This window comes from Pseudomonas guariconensis (genome assembly GCF_024127895.1).
Classification (GTDB): Bacteria; Pseudomonadota; Gammaproteobacteria; order Pseudomonadales; family Pseudomonadaceae; genus Aquipseudomonas; species Aquipseudomonas guariconensis_B.
The window spans coordinates 279,614-295,614 of the sequence record NZ_JAMYBK010000004.1; the positions used below are offsets into that span (position 1 = coordinate 279,614).

Genomic DNA, 16,001 nt, shown 5'->3' on the forward strand with positions numbered 1-16,001 from the left:
TTGACGGGTTCTACTGCAAGTAGCATGTTTTCGAGTTGACCTACCTTTGCCACAGATATCGCAGATCGCGGGCAGGTCCAAACTGTGTGAGGCCATGGGTGGTCGGATGCGCTCAGTCATGGCTGAACCTCGCGTGCTGTTTGACGATCAAGGCGCTCCAGTTCGGCCAAGATTAATCCTCCGGCTTTAATGAGCATCTGCCGTTGAGATTTGGGCTTCCACATTTCAGGGGGCCATGGCCACATCGTCGGAGCGTGCGTGCATTGGGCATGCGGTAGGTTCCAAGTGCGAGCCCAGAAAGAGTAAGTGCTGGCAGCATCTGCCAGTTGTCCCGAGGTGTATTGATCGTCTCTCTGCGGTGTATAGCCTTCAGTCACAATCTGCCGCTGACGTTCCGCGAGTATGTCCAGGGCTGCTTGGTTCAGTGTGCTGTGGTCTGGGCGGGTATAGAGCGGCACCACTTCTTGCCCCTCCTTCCGCAGGTTCTCAATGCCAACATCCTCACGGTTGCGCGACCAGATGCGGATTTTTCCGTTTTCGGTGAACAGCGCATACGCTACCGGCTCGACCTGCTTATCCTTCTTAGCTGAGGGGGTCAGAATACGGTTCAGTTCATCCGCTACGTCCTGCATACCAGTTGCTAAGGCTGCATCAAGGGCTTGCTCCAGAAGCTCGCAGGGCACTCTGACCATTTGGTTGGTGTTGTTCATGGGTGCGCCTCGTCGTAATCCACCGCCTGGCTGCCATTGTTCAATGCGTTAAGCGCGGCTTCGTCGAACAAGCGGTGCATAGGGTTGGTACCTTGTTCATCCTCGCGCTGCAGCTCATGGATAATTTCCTGGAGCAGGAGCTGGTCGTCGGTGATGCTGATCGGCGATCCGGCTTCGTCTGTCGGCCACTCCGGGGAGCATGTGACAGCGTGTAGCAAGCATTCGGTGGTGATGCGGATCACTAGTTGGTCGCCTTCGACTGCCACCGTCGGCAGTGCATCAGTGATCCCGGTGGTATCGTCCGAATAGGTGGTGTTTGCGAGGCTCACTTGGCTGTCTGATCCGATGAGCACGGCAGGGGCAACTTGTTGTTCGCCATTTCTAGCTGCATCGAGCTTCGTGGGGTAAAGCCCGGATCGGCTGCACCAGATTGTGATAGGCATGATTGAGCCGCCCCTGGCCTGTTCCTGCATCAGCCGAAACACTTCGCGGGCGATTAGTTCGGTGCTCATTTCGTGGAGCCCGCTGACAGCATCGAGTGCATGCTCCAGCGACGTTTGGGTGAATGTAATTCTTTGAATGCTGTTCATGCTGCTTCCCCCGCACTAACCGCGCCGGCCGGGGTGTTGCGTAGTTGGGAGTGCACGCGCATTGCGAGCGCCAGGATGTCTTGCTGGTGCTGCGTGGCTCGTTTGCGGCCTGGTTCGGTGCCTGGAAGGGCTTTCCAGGTCTTCTCGGCCAGCTTCAAGGACTCGGCGGCGCTGATCAGCAAGTCATAGTCGGCCCTGGTCACCGGCATGCCGGTGTACGACATGATTCGCTCTTCGAGCTCGGCAATTGTGCGTTTGAGGTTGGCGGCGGTGTGGTGGTGCTTGCGCTGCTCCGCCTTGCGCTCAATCAGCGATTCGTCCAGGTGGGCACGTACGACCTCCCAGGTCTCGTCGGTTGGGCTCAGGAACCCGGCTTGCTGCAGGGCGGCTTCAATCGCTTGTGCCATCTGCTCCGAGGTGGCGTAGGTTCCGGCCTCGGCCGGTGTCGCGTCCATCGCGGCGACGATGCAGCTGACGGCGGAAGGGTGCGTATACCCCTCGGCAGGCTGCGCGTGCGGGCGACTTTTAGCGATTAGCGTTGCATCAGCGGGCGCTGCCTCGCGCAGCTTGTTGTGGGGTATTTGCGCTTCTGCGGGGCTGGTGGTGGGATGAATAATGCCTGCTGCTTCGCAGCAGAGGCTTTTTGTTTCTTGCGCGCTGATGCTGCGAGTGTCGCGGAGCGAAGCGAGTGGGACATCGCCGAGAACCTGGGCCAACTCGTGCTCGCTTCCCTCCGTGATCCAGATCTGCGGGGATTCCTGGTCGATGGGGCGGCTGCATCCTGCGCAGGGCGGGGAGTTGGAAAGCAAGCCGTGTTGGCGGTTGGCTCGGCCTGCTGTGCGCCCAAGCCAATAGGCATAGGCGAACAGCCCGATGATGAATAGGCAGATTATGGCGAGGGCGATGACCTGTTGGGTGGTCATGGGTCTTACTCCTTGTGGTGTGCGGGCCGGTGGTGGCGGCCCTTGCGGGTCTTGTTACTGCTTGTCGTGTTCGGTGTTGAGACGGGACTGCTCCTCGTCTGCCAGGTGAGCCCTGCTATCGATCAGGGCTGCAACATGGCGGATGTGGGCGAACTTCAGGTCCTTTCGGCTACTGCCCAGGGTAGTGATGGGCAAGCAGATCCGACCGTCCTTCAACTGCTCGACGAAGGTCTGTTCGTTGAGGTTGCGGAAGTACTGCACTCGCACCTTGTCGAGTGGTATCAGCACGTCGCCGAACGTTCGGTACAGCAGTTCTACCGTGGTTGAATCAGGTGCGTGCGGCAGGCGCAGCGCGATTTGATTGTTGTTGCTCATCAGGCTTCGGGCTCTCCCTGAGCTTGTGGCGTGACGGATGGTTCCAGGTGATTTCACAGTGCTTGCGTACCAGGTCGCGCCATTCTTCCGGGACCTGTTGGAGCGCAGCGTTGCGCTCCGCACGGGTCTTGAGCTGGAGGATCTGGGCCGCGTATTGCCTAGGCCGCATAGCGCTTATCTTCCGGTGGTGACGGAAGGTTTAGCCCCAAGCGCTCTGCCAGCCAGGGAATTCCGGCCTGCTTCACGCGGGTCGACTCGCTGTACTGCATGCCGACGTCTGGATGGAACCACTTCCCCTCTTTGATCCGCAGATACTCACGGTCACGGGTGGGGTAGCGGGGCAGGTTGCGTTCGGTCAACAGCTCGTTCTCCCGCATGCGGCGAATCAGTTCGTTGCGGCTGATCCCGAAGTGCTTAGCGGTTTGTGCGAGGGTTCTCTCCACGGTCGCCTCCTATGCCGCGTCTGCGAGCAGTTGCTCGACTGGAGGCATGTCGGCAGTGTCCAGCTTCCCGTTGGCGATCGCCTCGAGGTGTGCGGCAATCTTGCGCGCACTGGCGAGGCTATTCGCTGGCAAGGTCAAGCTGTTCACCGTTGAGCCCATCCGAATGACAGCCGTCACCTGGTCGAGATAGACCTCGGTCTGTACCGTCGCCTTGACGCGGGCGCCGTTCGACTCGTCGCGGAGAATATGGGTGAACTGCCCGGACAGATTGGTCTGTGCCTTGAGGCAGACAAAGGCGTTATGACGGAGTGCGTAGCTCATGCTGCGTGTCCTCCGTCGTTCGGGGACATCGAAAAGGCGTGAGTGGACGTAGGGCGTTTGGTACTGCCAAACGCGCAGCCGTGTTGGCGGGCTAGGCGGCGGATCTTGAAGATCAGGTCGATGGTTGCAGCGGCCGGATGGACGTGCAGTGATGCGGTGGTGTGCATGGTGTTGCCTCACTCTGTGGTGGAAGAGTGAGGTAAATATCACGTATTGTGCTTATCTGTGTCAACACAGATTGTTTTATTTTTTGGGCATATGCATGAACCGTGATGATTTGAGGATGCCCCCAACCAGATGAATGTGCTCAATTTCATCTTCGTCGACATGGATGGGGGCGTGGTCGGCGTTCACGCTATCGAAGCGGTACATTCCGTCGCGTAGGTAAATGAATTCCTTGATCATGGTCCTGCCATTGGTTGTTCTGACCAACACTTCGTCGCCGCTGTAGTAGCCCTTACTCGGCTCCACTAGCACGTATTCCCCGTTCTTGATCCTCGGGTGCATGCTATCGCCGGTCACCTTCAGGCCATAGGCGTCAGGGTCATCGCTGTGGATGTTTAGATAGCCATCTCCATGCCCGGCAGGAAAGTCCAAGGCGTCGAAGTATCCGTCGGTCCCCAGTTGTGCATAGCCTACTACCGGCACTGCGCCCTCCAATGCCCTTCTTGCAAATGTAATGTTGACGGTGGTCGGGGCTTCATCGGAGGCTGAACCCGGTAGTAGTTCTCCCAGGGTGATGCCCAATGCGCGCGCCATATTTTCAATGTCTGCGAGGTTGGGTTCTCGGATGCCCCGCTCATAGTTGCCTATGCGGGATTGAGATTCCCAGCCGCAGGCGCTCGCTAAGGCTTGCTGGCTTAGGCCTTTGGCCTTACGGAAGTGTTTGATGCGTTGCGCGAGTGTCTTCATCCCTGATTTTTAACACGTACTGAAATGTTTTTTTTGCACTAACCGTGTTGATTAATCCACGTTTCGTGTTATCTTTCCTGGCGAGTCAACCGGAGTCTTCGTTATGAATCGTATCGCTGAGATAAGAAAAAGCGCTGGTATCAAACAAAGGGACCTGGTTGCTCGGTTGGGATGGACCCAGGCCCGATTGAGTAACTATGAGTCTGGCCTTCGTATGCCAGGGTTGAGTGAGTGTCGCGCTATCACTGTTGCCCTGAATGACCTGGGTGCGGTATGTGCGTTAGATGATGTTTTCCCACCTGAATTGGACGAGCCGCGAGCGGCATAGCCCGTACACAAAGAAAAAAGGCGACCCCAAAGGTCGCCTAATTTCCCCCGGTAGTACCACCACAGTGCTACCGGGCCGCGTTCAAGGTAGATGGGCACACCACTGCAACCACTTACCTTGAACACGGGGTCCAGGCATGAAGCCTGGGTGCCGCCTTCTCCACCACAGATAGGGCGGCGGGGTGCCAGTGATAGTCGGGAGACATCTCTGGCAATGGCTCTCTTACAAGCCATGCGGCGAGTGTAACACCACCGCTCGTCGTCGGCACTGGCAGCCTTAATGGCGTAATGCCAGGTGCCAGAAGGGGAGGCGAGTGATCGTCCCCTTTACTCGGCAGTAGCACCACATGCTGCCGGGTCGCGTGATAGGTCGGCGGGCACACCACATAGGTCCGCTTACCTTGATCGCAGCGATCAGGCAGGGAGCCTGGGCGCCGTCTCCTTCACCACGGGAGGCGACTGTTTCGCCAGGGGCAGTCGATGGAGCGACACCCCGGCTAAAGGCCGTATCAGCCCCGCTGCCCGGCTATTTACTCTCTTACAACGCTATGCGGCGCACGTATCACCACTGCACGCCGCAGGCACTGGCTACCGACAAGGACTAATGCCATGAGCCGAACTGCAATGAGCTGCATCGAGCGCGCCAAGCGCGAGGTACTGCCGCTCGAACTCGCTCTGTATCACGCTGTACGTGACTATCCAGGCGGTGCCGCCGCCATCGCGGCCACTACTGGCCGCAACGCAACCACTCTGCAACACAAGCTGTCACCCACCCATCCGACCCACATCGTCAACGTTCAAGAGTTCGGCGAGATCCTCGAGCTGACCAAAGATCCCCGTATCCTCGATTCGGTGCACGCCCTTGTCGGCGACACCATCTGGCAAGAGCTGTCGGACGCATACACGCACGACATTCCCGAAACGTTGACCATGGGCCTGGCGGACTTCTTGCGCAAGGCGGCCAATCTGTCCGAAACCTGGGCGCGCAGCATCGGCGACGGAAAGGTTGACGACCAAGAGCTGGCCGAGATCCAGCAGCAGGTGTTTCGCGGTATCCAGGGCTTGCTCGGCATGTACCGCCGCGCCGAATACGTCAACCAGACCACTCGGGGAGGGGCGCGCCGTGGCTGATATTGCAGATCTGGCGAATGACGTTGTTCAGCAACGCCTGGAGGAGGCGCTGGCCGCTCGGGCGGTGGCGTCCGTGCGCGAATCCCGCGTGGACTGCATCGATTGTGAAGACCCAATCCCTGAGTCGCGCCGAGTAGCGGCCCGAGGCTGTGTGCGTTGTGGGGCCTGTCAGACACTCCATGAGGATCGGAGGGCGCAGTATGCTCGATAAGGTTCTCGACCAGTTGCACGACTACGGCCTGCAGCCTGATCAGCCCCTGATCTTCGGCAAACTGACCCGCTGCCGAACCAAGGATGACAAGGGCAAGGAAAAGAACGGCTGGTATGTCCTGCATGAGCACCTGACGGCCAAGGGGCAAACCCTGATCTTTGGCAGCTTCGGTGACTGGCGCCTCGGTGAAACTCAGAAGGTAAAAACCGACGGTCGCGGGCTGACCCCCGAGGAGCGTGAGGTGATGCGCGCCCGCCAAGCCGATGCCAAACGTCGTGCTGCGGAGGTCGCCGCCAACGCGGCGCGTCGTGCGGCCAAGCGTGCGGAATCGCTGTTCAAGCGCATGCCGGAGAAGGGGCGTAGTGCCTACCTTGATCGCAAGCAAGTGGTCGGCTTCGGCGTTCGCTATGCGCCGAAGTCAGGCGCGGTGCTCGTCCCGATGCAGAATGCCCAGGACGCTATCGTCGGCCTGCAGGTGATTTACCCCGAGCCCCAGGCGGATACCGGGCGCGACAAGTCCTACTGGCCACATGGCATGGCGAAGGAGGGTGCGTTCCACATGATCGGCGGCCACCCCGAACCCGGCGAGCCGGTGCTGGTGTGTGAGGGCTATGCCACCGGCGCTAGCCTCCACATGGCGACCTCCCAGGCGGTAGCTATCGCGTTCGATGCGGGCAACCTGATGGCGGTCGCCAAGCACATGCGCGAACGTTTTCCTGGCCGGTCCATCATCATCTGCCGCGATGACGACTGGAAAACCAAGCGCCCGACAGGCGAGCCCTGGAACCCCGGTGAGGAAAAGGCCAACAACGCGGCGGTGGTGGTCGGTGGCCAGGTGGTCGGCCCGATCTTCTCGGTCGAGCGCGAGGTCAAGTGGACCGATTTCAACGACCTGCACTGCGCGGAAGGCCTCGAGGCGGTTCGGCGGCAGGTCACGGCAGTCATCAAACCCCCGGCTATCGGCGGCTGGAGAGACATGCTGGCCAGGACCGAGAGTGGTGCCCTGATCGCCCACATGCAGAACGTCGAGCTGATCCTGGCCAACGATGAGCGGTGGAGCGGAGTGATCGGCTACAACGCCTTCAGTTCGAAGATCATGCGACTCCGTGCAGCGCCTTATGGCGGTGTGCCGGGGGAGTGGAGCGACATCGACGACATGCGCGTGATGAAGTGGCTGGCCCAGCAGGGCCTGCGCGTCAAGGCCTCGCATGTGGTCGAAGCGGTCAGTGTTGTGGCGCACGACAACGCCTTCCATCCGGTGTGTTCCTACCTGGCCAAACTCGAATGGGATCGTGTGCCACGCCTTGAGCGCTGGCTCCATGAGATCTTCGGCGTCCCCCGGAACGAGTACAGCGCCAAGGTTGGGAAGCGCTGGATGATCTCGGCGGTGGCCCGTGTGATGAAGCCCGGCTGCAAGGCGGACGCGGTGATGATCCTTGAGGGCGCGCAGGGCGCGGGTAAGTCCACAGCACTGGGCATCCTTGGTGGCGAGTGGTTCATGGATACGCCGTTTACCTTGGGTGACAAGGATGCATTCCAGGCGATCCGGGGCAAATGGATCGTCGAGCTGGGCGAGCTGGACAGCTTCAACAAGGCGGAGAGCACCAAGGCCAAGCAGTTCTTCTCGGCCTCCATCGACACCTACCGCGAAAGCTATGGGCGGAGAACGAGCGACGTGCCACGCCAGTGTGTTTTCGCGGGTACCACCAACCAAGATGAATACCTCAAGGACGCCACCGGTAACCGGCGTTATTGGCCGGTCGCGTGCGTGAAGGTTGATCTGGAGTTGTTGCGCCGGGTCCGTGACCAGCTGTGGGCCGAGGCCATGTTCTGCTATCAGGCCGGTGATATCTGGTGGGTCACCCGCGAAGAAGAGGAACTGTTCACCAAGGAGCAGGAGGAGCGCTTCGTGGTGGATGAATGGGAAGGGCCGATCCTTGACTGGCTGGAGAAGTCGCAGGTCGGTGAGACGGTTACCGGCAGTGAGGTGCTGGGCCAGGCGCTCAACCTAGACCCTGGCCACTGGGGCAAGCCTGAGCAGATGCGTGTGGGGTCGATCATGCACCGCCTGGGTTGGCGGCGTCGGCGGCTCGCCGCGCTGCCGAAGAGCGGCAAGCGTCCCTGGGCATACCAGAAGCCCAAGGGCTGGGGGCGCACCAGCGCCCTGGAGCAGCAATCGCCAGCGCCGACGGAGGACCGCTTTTGATCAAGTATATCGATGAGATGTTGAAGCTGTGGGCGCAAGAGCTCCATACGCCATGCGAGCGTTTCGGCGGTTCGGGTGGTGGTAGCATGCTCGGACTCCTCATGGACTGTCAGGGCGACCTGATCCGAGGAACCAGGGGAAGTCGGGTGCTGCTCGATGAGTCTGCGGATATCGAGATCATCGTGAACAAGCACCTGGAGCCACAGTTGTATGTCATTGTCCGCGAGCACTACTGTAACCATGACAGCCTGCTCGAGCAGAAAATGGCTTATTGCAGGTGTAGTAGAAAGACGTACTATGAGCGCCTGCACCAGGCCCATGTGGCTATCCAAGGGTTGTTGAGAGGGAAGAAGGCTGCATGATCCGCCACCTTTGGTCCTACCGTCCCGCTGTGGTCCTGCCGCGTTTTTTGCAGGCCAGCCCAGCTCCAGCCCGCGCAGTTCGCGGGCTGTCCCACCGTCCCACCGCTCACCCGAAGGCGCGCACATAAGGCGCATGCAACGCGCTACGCGCGCGTTGCGCGCAGCGTGCTTTTAATTTCTCCCTTTACACGGGAAAGGGTTAAAAAAGTTAGACAGTGGGACAGCCCTTGATTTTCAAGGGCTCCACAAGTCCCACCATCACCGCCCACTTTGGGGCATTTGGGACAGCACCAAAGTGGAGATAAGCCGGGGTGGTATATTCCCCGACATTCGCCAGACATTCGCCAGACGTTGCCCACTTATTCGTGGATGGCATTAAAACTCGCTTGCTGCCAGGAAACTCGACCTGTACAAAGTACCCATCTTCGAGACGTGCGGGCGCACAACGCAGCCCGCCACACACAGCAAACCCGGCCGTCGCGCCGGGTTTTTTGCATTTGGGGAACGGGATGACGAACGAACAACAAGCGCTTGCCGAGATGCCGGTCTGGCTGGTGATCACCCTCGCCCTGGTCGGCGGGGTATCCGGTGAGATGTGGCGGGCGGACAAGGCGGGTGTTCGAGGCTGGTCGCTGGTTCGGCGCATCGCCCTGCGTTCGGGGGCCTGCGTGGTTTGCGGGATGGCAACCATCATGCTGCTGTACTCCGCCGGCGCTTCGATCTGGGCCTCGGCGGCATTCGGTTGCCTGACCGCGATGGCCGGCGCCGACGTGGCCATCGGGTTGTATGAGCGCTGGGCCGCGAAGCGCCTGGGTGTTTGCGACGTGCCGCCTGCTAGCCGTGAAGGTTAACGGCCGGCGGGGCAACAGCGCTTCCCGTGGCTATGGTCACCGCTGGCGTCTGGCTCGCGAAGTCTTCCTGGCGAACAACCCGTTCTGCGTCATGTGCTCGACCGACCGCCGTCCCGTTGCATCCACGGTCGTGGACCACAAGATTGCGCCCCGCCTGCAAGAGTCGAAGGAAAGCGGCGATCCCGAGAAGCTGCGTGTTGCCTGGAAGTTGTTCTGGGACCAGGACAACTGGCAGCCGCTGTGCAAGTTGTGCCACGACTCGGTGAAGCAGCGCCTGGAGCGCAGCGGGCGGATTGCGGGTTGCGATGCCTCCGGCCTGCCGCTCGATCCGAATCATCACTGGAACCGGCGCTGACCCAGGTGCCGCGCCCGCCCTGTCCTGCTGGGGTAGGGGGGGTTAAAAACTTTTTCCCGACTCACTCGTTGACCGCATGCCCCCCTCTCTGTGCAAAACCGGGAAAAATGGGGAGGGGGGGTATGCGAATAGGAGGTTTCCATGGCTGGAAACGGTAACTCTGGGCGGCCATCGCTGCCCGCATCGGTGCATCTGCTCAGCGGCAATCGCAGCAAACTCTCGCCCGCGCAGCTAATGAACGAAATCAAAGATCCTGCGGTGCCAGTCGGTGTGCCGCCGATGCCGGATTTCCTCACTGGTGATGCGGCAGCCGAGTGGGTTGAGATCACCGAGGCCCTGCTGGCGCTAGGGTGGGTGTCGCGTCTCGACAAGATGGCGCTCGCCACTTACTGCAAAGCTTACGGTGACTGGGTGCGCTACGAAAGGATGATCGCTGAGCTCAACGCGAAATCGGCAGACGGTCTAGGCGGGGAAGTGCAAACCTACAAAACCGGTGCCCGTCAGGTCGATGCACTGCGAACTATGGCCGATGCTGCCGCGAAGCGTGCCAACACTGCCGGAGCGTGGTTCGGGTTATCTCCCCTGGCGCGCCGGAACATGAGAGCCGCCGCCCCGGCTGGGCAAGGAGAATTGTTCCCCAATGCAGGACAAGACGCTGCCGCAAAGTATTTCAGCTGACTGCCGGGTAAAGGGCTTCGCTGACAGGGTGCTGGCCGGCTCAATCATCGCCGGGCCAGCTGTTCGTAACGCTGCGCGGCGCCATCTGCTGGATCTGGAAAAGGGGCATGAACGCGGACTGATCTGGAAGGCCGACGCGGCCCAGCGTGCCATCGGCTTTTTCGAGGATGTGCTGCGCTTGAACGGCGGCGACTTCGAGGGGTTGCCGTTCCGCCTTGCGCCGTGGCAGGCGTTCATCGTCGGCAGCCTGTTTGGCTGGTACACCGATGATGGGTATCGCCGGTTTCGCCAGGCGTATATCGAAACCGCCAAGGGCTCGGGTAAGTCGCCCTTGGTCGGTGGGATCGGCCTGTATGGCCTTGTCGCCGATGACGAGCAGCGTGCGGAGGTGTACGCCGCCGCCACGAAGAAGGACCAGGCACAGATCTTGTTCCGTGACGCGGTCGCGATGGTGAACATGGCGCCACATCTCGCTGCGCGCCTGGTGCAGTCGGGACGCGATGAGAAGGTCTGGAACCTGTTCTATCCCAAGACCAACAGCTTCTTCCGTCCGATCAGCTCCGACGAAGGGCAGTCCGGCCCTCGGCCCCATGTGGCGCTGATCGATGAGCTGCACGAGCACAAGACGGCCAGCGCGGTGAACATGATGCGGGCTGGTACCAAGTTCCGGCGCCGTGCATTGATCGTGATGATCACCAACAGCGGCTCCGACAAGGGCTCGGTGTGTGGTCAGTATCACGACCTGGGCGTGCGGATCTGCGAAGGCAAGGAGGAGAACGATGCGTTTTTCGCCTTCATCTGCTCGCTGGACAAGGGTGATGACCCGTTCAAGGATGAGTCGTGCTGGCCGAAGGTGAACCCCTCGCTGGACTTCATCCTGGAGGGCCAGACCGACGGCATCCCGGGTCGCAAATACCTGCGGGAGCAGGTGGCCGAGGCCAGGGGCCTGCCGGCGAAAGAGGCTGTGGTCAGGCGCCTGAACTTCTGCGAGTGGACCCAGGCGACATCGCCTTGGTTGTCCTGGGAGATCTGGCGCGGTGCTGCCGAACGGGTACCGATGCGCGTTCTGCGCAACCGACCATGCGTTGGTGGGCTCGACCTTTCCAGTACCACGGACCTGACCGCGTTCGTGCTGATGTTCAGTCCGATACCATCCGACCCGCACTGGCGCTCGCTGTCGTACTTCTGGATCCCTGACGATGACCTGTCGGGCCGGGAAAAGCGCGACCGCGTGCCGTACCTGCAATGGGTCAAGGAACGCCATCTGGAGACCACACCAGGACGGGCGATCAGCAAGCTGCATGTGCTCCGGCGCCTGCAGACCATCTGTGATTACTTCGACGTGCGACGGATAGCCTACGACCGCTGGCGGATCGAGGATCTGTTGCAGTTGATGAACGACAACGGCATCACGTTGCCCGAGCTCAAACCCTTCGGCCAGGGCTTCAAGGACATGGGGCCGGCTGTGGATGAGTTCGAGCGGCGCCTGCTGGGCCGCAAGGTCGAGCCGGCCGACGTCATTGAGCTGGACCCGGACGACTATGAGGTCGTGGCTGAAGTCGACACGGCCACCGAGGTGGTCGAGACCCTGCTGCACGATGACAACCCCGTGATGACCTGGAACGCGGGCAACGCGGTGATCGTGTTCGACCCCGCCAACAACCGGAAGGTCGACAAATCCAAGGCCACGGGCCGTATCGACGGCATCGTCGCCGCCGTGATGGCGGTGGGCATCAGCAGTGACATTTCCGAGGCATCAGGCACGTCGGTTTACGACGAAGGGGTAGGTATATGAAGTTGGTAATTGCGTCCTGGGTGGCGGGCCTGCTGGGCTTCGCGCTGCTGGTCGCGGGTGTCTGGATGGTGCATCGACCTGCCGCATTCATCGTCGCGGGGGTGGGGCTGTTGGTCTGGGCCAAGTTGGCCGATCAGGCAGCGGCGCACCAAGTGGCTAGGGAAGGGGGCTGACCATGTTCTTTTCCAGCTTGCTCGCCTCGGGCGCGGGCACATTGACCAACCCGGACAGCGGGTTCTGGCGTGGCCTGCTCGGTCGTGGTCGAAGTTCTGCCGGCGTTGCGGTAACGCCTGATACTGCGCTTGCCCTGCCCATCCTGCAGAACTGCGTGACCTTGCTGGCCGAGACAGTAGCGCAGCTGCCGCTGGAGCTGTATCAGCGCAAGGAGAAAGGGCAGCGGGAGTCGGCGATCAATCACCCCTTGTATGACGTGCTGCGCTATCAGCCCAATCCGTTCCAGACGCCCTGTGAATACATGGAGCGGCACCAGGGCGCGGCCGGCCTACGGGGTAACGCCTTCAGCTTCATCGACCGGCGCGAAGACGGCAACGTCACGGCGCTGTGGGCGCTAAAGAACGAACAGGTCCAGGTGCTCAAGGGCGCCGACCTGCTGCCTTACTACCGGATTGGTACCAGCGAGTCGGTGCCCATGCGGATGGTGCATCACGTTCGCTGGTTCGGTACGAACCCTTACGTCGGGCTGTCACCCATTGAGTTGCACGCTGACGCGATTGGGCTGACTCAGGCGGTACGCCAGTACACGGGCAAAAGTTTTGCCAACGGCGTGGCCGTGTCCGGTGTGATCGAGCGCCCCCGTGAGGCGCCCGCGATCAAGGATCAGGGCACCATCGACAAGATCGTCGACCAGTGGGGGCAGAAGTTCGGCGGCATGGACAACTCCAAGAAGGTGGCCTTGCTGCAGGAGGGGATGACCTTCAAACCGGTGTCGATGACCAACGTCGATGCCGAGATCGTCGGCATCATGAAGCTGACCGGCCTGGACATTGCGCGGATCTACAAGATCCCGCTGCCCATGGTGAACGACCTTGAGAAGTCGAACTACAACACCCTGGAACAACTGATGATTCAGTTTGTGGTGTTCGCCTTGCTGCCCTGGGTGAAGCGCCATGAGCAGGCGATGATGCGCGACTTCCTGCTGGCGAAGGATCGGCGGGATTACTTCATCGAGTTCAATCTGTCCGGCCTGCTGCGTGGCGACCAGAAGAGTCGCTATGAGGCCTACGCCATCGGTCGCCAGTGGGGCTGGCTGAGCGTGAACGACATCCGGCGCCTGGAGAACATGCCGCCCGTGCAGGGGGGTGATATCTACCTACAGCCGCTCAACATGGTCGACGCGGGCAAACAGCCCGACCTGAACAACCCCACCGTGCGCGCCCAGTTGGAGCTGCAGCACGCCGAGATCGGGAGGATCCTTGCCCAATGAGTAAGCGTCATCTGCGGGCATCCAGCCTGCTGTTCAATCAACCCCTGCTGGTGACACCGGACATGCTCGACCTGGGCGTGCGCTGGGCCAACCAGACCATGAGCCTCAACATCATCAACCTCGGCGGCAGCTCGGCCCAGCTCTGGAAGGATGACGATCCCGTCGACCGCGTGGCGTTCGCGGACGAGCAGCGTCGCAACGCGATTGCCCAGACCGGGATCGAGGTTGTCCCGGTCAGCGGCTTGTTGGTCAGTCGCGGGAGTCACCTCAACGCCTGCGAGACCATGACCAGTTACGAAGGGCTGCGCTCCCAGCTGCAGCGCGCTGTGGCTGATCCGCTGGTCGAGCACATCGTGCTGGATATCGACAGCCCAGGCGGTTCTGCCGTGGGGGCTTTCGAGCTGGCCGAGGACATCCGGGCGATGACCGCGCAGAAGCCCATCACCGGCCTGGTCAACTTCATGGCGTACAGCGGTGGCTACCTGATCGGTTCGGCGTGTAGCGAACTGGTGGTGAGTCGCACTAGCGGTGTTGGCTCCATCGGCGTGATTGCCAGCCACATGGATCGCTCGAAGATGGAGGAGGGGATGGGCGTGAAGGTGACCACGGTGTATGCCGGGGCGCACAAGAACGACCTCTCGCCGCATGAGCCCATCACCGAGCAGTCGCTGGCCTTCCTCAATGAACTGGTGCAGGAGAGCTACCAGATGTTCGTCAATGCTGTTGCCGAGTATCGCGGACTGCCGGTCGCCAAAGTAATCGCCACCGAGGCCGCGCTGTATCGCGGTCAGATGGCAATCAACGCAGGGCTGGCTGATCGCCTGCAGAACCCCCAACACACCGTTGACGAGCTGTCGCGGGCCGTTGCGCAGAACCGCGCAACACGCCAGTCGAGCCGCATCAGCGTGCGGGCAGCAGCGTTAGCGATGCAGGCGTTCGCCTGACCCAGCCGCATCAACTGAATCTCGACCCGCCCAGTGCGGGTTTTTTTATGCCCAGGAGGCAGCATGTCCCTTGTACTTCAAATGCGTAACGAGCGCGCCGGCCTGGTCGCCCAGGTACAGGCCCTGGCCAAGATCGAGGCTGAAGGCGGTAGCTTGAGTGTCGAGCAACTGCAGCAGTTCACCAGCCTGGAAACGCAGATCAACGACCTGACGGCCAAGATCAAGCGAGCAGAATCGGCCGAGCAGTTGGCTGCTGCCAGCGCGGTACCGGTCAACGAGTCGGCTCAGGGTGCGACCAGCCCACCACAAGGCCGCATTTCCGGCCCGTTCAGCGAAAAAGCCAAGCCTGGTACCGGCATGGCGCAGATGGCGCGTTTGTTGGCGTCTGCCCATGGCAACCAGCAGACGGCCGCTCAGATGGCGAAGGACGGTGGTTTCCCCGCTGATGTCCACATGGCGTTGAGCGTCGTAACCCCAGGTGCGGGCGGTGTGCTGGTGCCGCAGAACTTCGCGACCGAAGTCATCGAGTCGCTTCGCCCGGTGTCCATCGTTCGCAAAATGGGTGTCACCAGCCTGCCGCTGAACAACGGCAACCTGACCCAGCCGCGTATCACCGGCAACACCGTGGTGACGTACATCGGTAGCGATACCGATATCCCGATCACCGGCATGACGTTCGCTGACACCAAGCTGTCGGCGAAGAAGGCTGCCGCCATCGTGCCGATTTCCAACGACCTGTTGGCCATGAGCGGGGTGAACCCACGCGTCGATGGCCTGGTGCTCAATGACCTGACTGTGAGCATGGGCCTGTCGGAAGATCTGCACTTCATCCGGGCTGATGGCTCTGGCTCGCTGCCCAAAGGTATGCGGCACTGGGCGCTGCCTTTCAACGTCCTGACGGCGCCTGTGGTCGATGGCCTGACGCTGGAAAAGATCGACCTGTTCCTGGGCGGCATGATGCTGCGCCTGGAAACGGCGAACGTGATGATGAAGTCGTGCGGCTGGTTGATGGCGCCACGTGTGCTGCGTTGGTTGCAGGCGCTGCGTGACGGTAATGGCAATAAGGCGTACCCCGAAATCGATCAGGGCATGCTCAAGGGCTACCCGGTGGGCCTCAGTAACCAGATCCCGGTGAACCTCGGCGTCGATGGCGACGAAACCGAGATCTACTTCGTCAACTTCGCCGACTGCATGATCGGTGAAGACATGGACCTCACCCTGAGCTTCAGCAACGAGGCTTCCTACAAGGATGCTCAGGGCGAGGTGATCAGTGCCTTCCAGCGTGACCAGACCCTGCTGCGCGTGATCGCGAAGCATGACTTCGGCCCGCGTCACGTCGAAAGCATCGTGGTAGCGGTCGCCGTGAAGTGGGGCGCAGGCATGTAATCCCCGGCCCCGGATGGTCCGGGGCCGCTCAACTGGA

At 61.1% G+C, this 16,001-nt stretch carries 20 protein-coding genes; 13 read left to right on the forward strand and 7 right to left on the reverse strand.

Annotated features, from left to right (window positions below; genetic code table 11):
- Positions 1–116: 116 nt before the first annotated feature.
- The 7 genes from NJF35_RS07625 to NJF35_RS07655 form a co-directional block, all read right to left on the reverse strand.
- Complete coding sequence (locus NJF35_RS07625) at positions 117–710, reverse strand: hypothetical protein (protein WP_253090904.1); 594 nt, start codon at positions 708–710, stop codon at positions 117–119.
- On the reverse strand, positions 707–1,300 hold the full coding sequence (locus NJF35_RS07630; RefSeq protein ID WP_253090905.1) for a hypothetical protein: 594 nt from the start codon (positions 1,298–1,300) through the stop codon (positions 707–709). Before NJF35_RS07630 ends, NJF35_RS07625 begins: the two co-directional genes overlap by 4 nt.
- Positions 1,297–2,223 (reverse strand): DUF4423 domain-containing protein, encoded by a 927-nt coding sequence (locus tag NJF35_RS07635; protein ID WP_253090906.1) that lies wholly within the window; start codon positions 2,221–2,223, stop codon positions 1,297–1,299. Before NJF35_RS07635 ends, NJF35_RS07630 begins: the two co-directional genes overlap by 4 nt.
- A gap of 54 nt (positions 2,224–2,277) precedes the next feature.
- Positions 2,278–2,598 carry a pyocin activator PrtN family protein gene (locus NJF35_RS07640; protein WP_253090907.1) on the reverse strand — a complete coding sequence of 107 codons (321 nt, stop codon included), beginning with the start codon at positions 2,596–2,598 and terminating at the stop codon, positions 2,278–2,280.
- Positions 2,599–2,756: 158 nt separating this feature from the next.
- The gene (locus NJF35_RS07645) at positions 2,757–3,041 is read right to left on the reverse strand and encodes a phage antirepressor KilAC domain-containing protein (protein ID WP_253090908.1); all 285 of its coding nucleotides are present in this window, start codon (positions 3,039–3,041) and stop codon (positions 2,757–2,759) included.
- A 9-nt stretch (positions 3,042–3,050) separates the two neighbouring features.
- Positions 3,051–3,362: a hypothetical protein gene (locus tag NJF35_RS07650; RefSeq protein WP_253090909.1), complete on the reverse strand. Its 312-nt coding sequence runs from the start codon at positions 3,360–3,362 to the stop codon at positions 3,051–3,053.
- A gap of 243 nt (positions 3,363–3,605) precedes the next feature.
- Positions 3,606–4,274 (reverse strand): XRE family transcriptional regulator, encoded by a 669-nt coding sequence (locus NJF35_RS07655; RefSeq protein WP_253090910.1) that lies wholly within the window; start codon positions 4,272–4,274, stop codon positions 3,606–3,608.
- Positions 4,275–4,377: 103 nt separating this feature from the next.
- Here NJF35_RS07655 and NJF35_RS07660 point away from each other — a divergent pair, with 103 nt between their 5' ends.
- The 13 genes from NJF35_RS07660 to NJF35_RS07720 all read left to right on the forward strand — a co-directional run bounded on the left by NJF35_RS07660 (position 4,378) and on the right by NJF35_RS07720 (position 15,964).
- Entirely contained in the window at positions 4,378–4,602 is a 225-nt protein-coding gene (locus NJF35_RS07660) for a helix-turn-helix domain-containing protein (RefSeq protein ID WP_253090911.1), read from the forward strand.
- 608 nt (positions 4,603–5,210) lie between these two features.
- Positions 5,211–5,732 carry a phage regulatory CII family protein gene (locus tag NJF35_RS07665; RefSeq protein WP_253090912.1) on the forward strand — a complete coding sequence of 174 codons (522 nt, stop codon included), beginning with the start codon at positions 5,211–5,213 and terminating at the stop codon, positions 5,730–5,732.
- An 88-nt stretch (positions 5,733–5,820) separates the two neighbouring features.
- Positions 5,821–5,943 carry a TraR/DksA C4-type zinc finger protein gene (locus NJF35_RS24815; protein WP_410900220.1) on the forward strand — a complete coding sequence of 41 codons (123 nt, stop codon included), beginning with the start codon at positions 5,821–5,823 and terminating at the stop codon, positions 5,941–5,943.
- Positions 5,933–8,149 carry a VapE domain-containing protein gene (locus NJF35_RS07675; RefSeq protein ID WP_253090914.1) on the forward strand — a complete coding sequence of 739 codons (2,217 nt, stop codon included), beginning with the start codon at positions 5,933–5,935 and terminating at the stop codon, positions 8,147–8,149. The genes NJF35_RS24815 and NJF35_RS07675 overlap by 11 nt, the downstream gene beginning before the upstream one ends.
- Positions 8,146–8,511: a hypothetical protein gene (locus tag NJF35_RS07680; RefSeq protein WP_253090915.1), complete on the forward strand. Its 366-nt coding sequence runs from the start codon at positions 8,146–8,148 to the stop codon at positions 8,509–8,511. The genes NJF35_RS07675 and NJF35_RS07680 overlap by 4 nt, the downstream gene beginning before the upstream one ends.
- Positions 8,512–9,020: 509 nt before the next feature.
- On the forward strand, positions 9,021–9,362 hold the full coding sequence (locus NJF35_RS07685) for a phage holin family protein (RefSeq protein WP_253090916.1): 342 nt from the start codon (positions 9,021–9,023) through the stop codon (positions 9,360–9,362).
- 130 nt (positions 9,363–9,492) lie between these two features.
- Positions 9,493–9,717 (forward strand): hypothetical protein, encoded by a 225-nt coding sequence (locus NJF35_RS07690; RefSeq protein WP_253090917.1) that lies wholly within the window; start codon positions 9,493–9,495, stop codon positions 9,715–9,717.
- Between the two features lie 141 nt (positions 9,718–9,858).
- Complete coding sequence (locus tag NJF35_RS07695) at positions 9,859–10,395, forward strand: phage terminase small subunit P27 family (protein WP_253090918.1); 537 nt, start codon at positions 9,859–9,861, stop codon at positions 10,393–10,395.
- Positions 10,358–12,190 (forward strand): terminase large subunit, encoded by a 1,833-nt coding sequence (locus NJF35_RS07700; RefSeq protein WP_253090919.1) that lies wholly within the window; start codon positions 10,358–10,360, stop codon positions 12,188–12,190. The genes NJF35_RS07695 and NJF35_RS07700 overlap by 38 nt, the downstream gene beginning before the upstream one ends.
- On the forward strand, positions 12,187–12,363 hold the full coding sequence (locus NJF35_RS07705; protein ID WP_186719974.1) for a hypothetical protein: 177 nt from the start codon (positions 12,187–12,189) through the stop codon (positions 12,361–12,363). The genes NJF35_RS07700 and NJF35_RS07705 overlap by 4 nt, the downstream gene beginning before the upstream one ends.
- 2 nt (positions 12,364–12,365) lie before the next feature.
- On the forward strand, positions 12,366–13,634 hold the full coding sequence (locus NJF35_RS07710; protein WP_253090920.1) for a phage portal protein: 1,269 nt from the start codon (positions 12,366–12,368) through the stop codon (positions 13,632–13,634).
- A complete protein-coding gene (locus NJF35_RS07715; protein ID WP_253090921.1) occupies positions 13,631–14,578 on the forward strand; it encodes a S49 family peptidase in 948 nt (315 codons plus the stop codon). The genes NJF35_RS07710 and NJF35_RS07715 overlap by 4 nt, the downstream gene beginning before the upstream one ends.
- Before the next feature lie 63 nt (positions 14,579–14,641).
- On the forward strand, positions 14,642–15,964 hold the full coding sequence (locus NJF35_RS07720) for a phage major capsid protein (protein WP_253090922.1): 1,323 nt from the start codon (positions 14,642–14,644) through the stop codon (positions 15,962–15,964).
- Positions 15,965–16,001 lie beyond the last annotated feature (37 nt).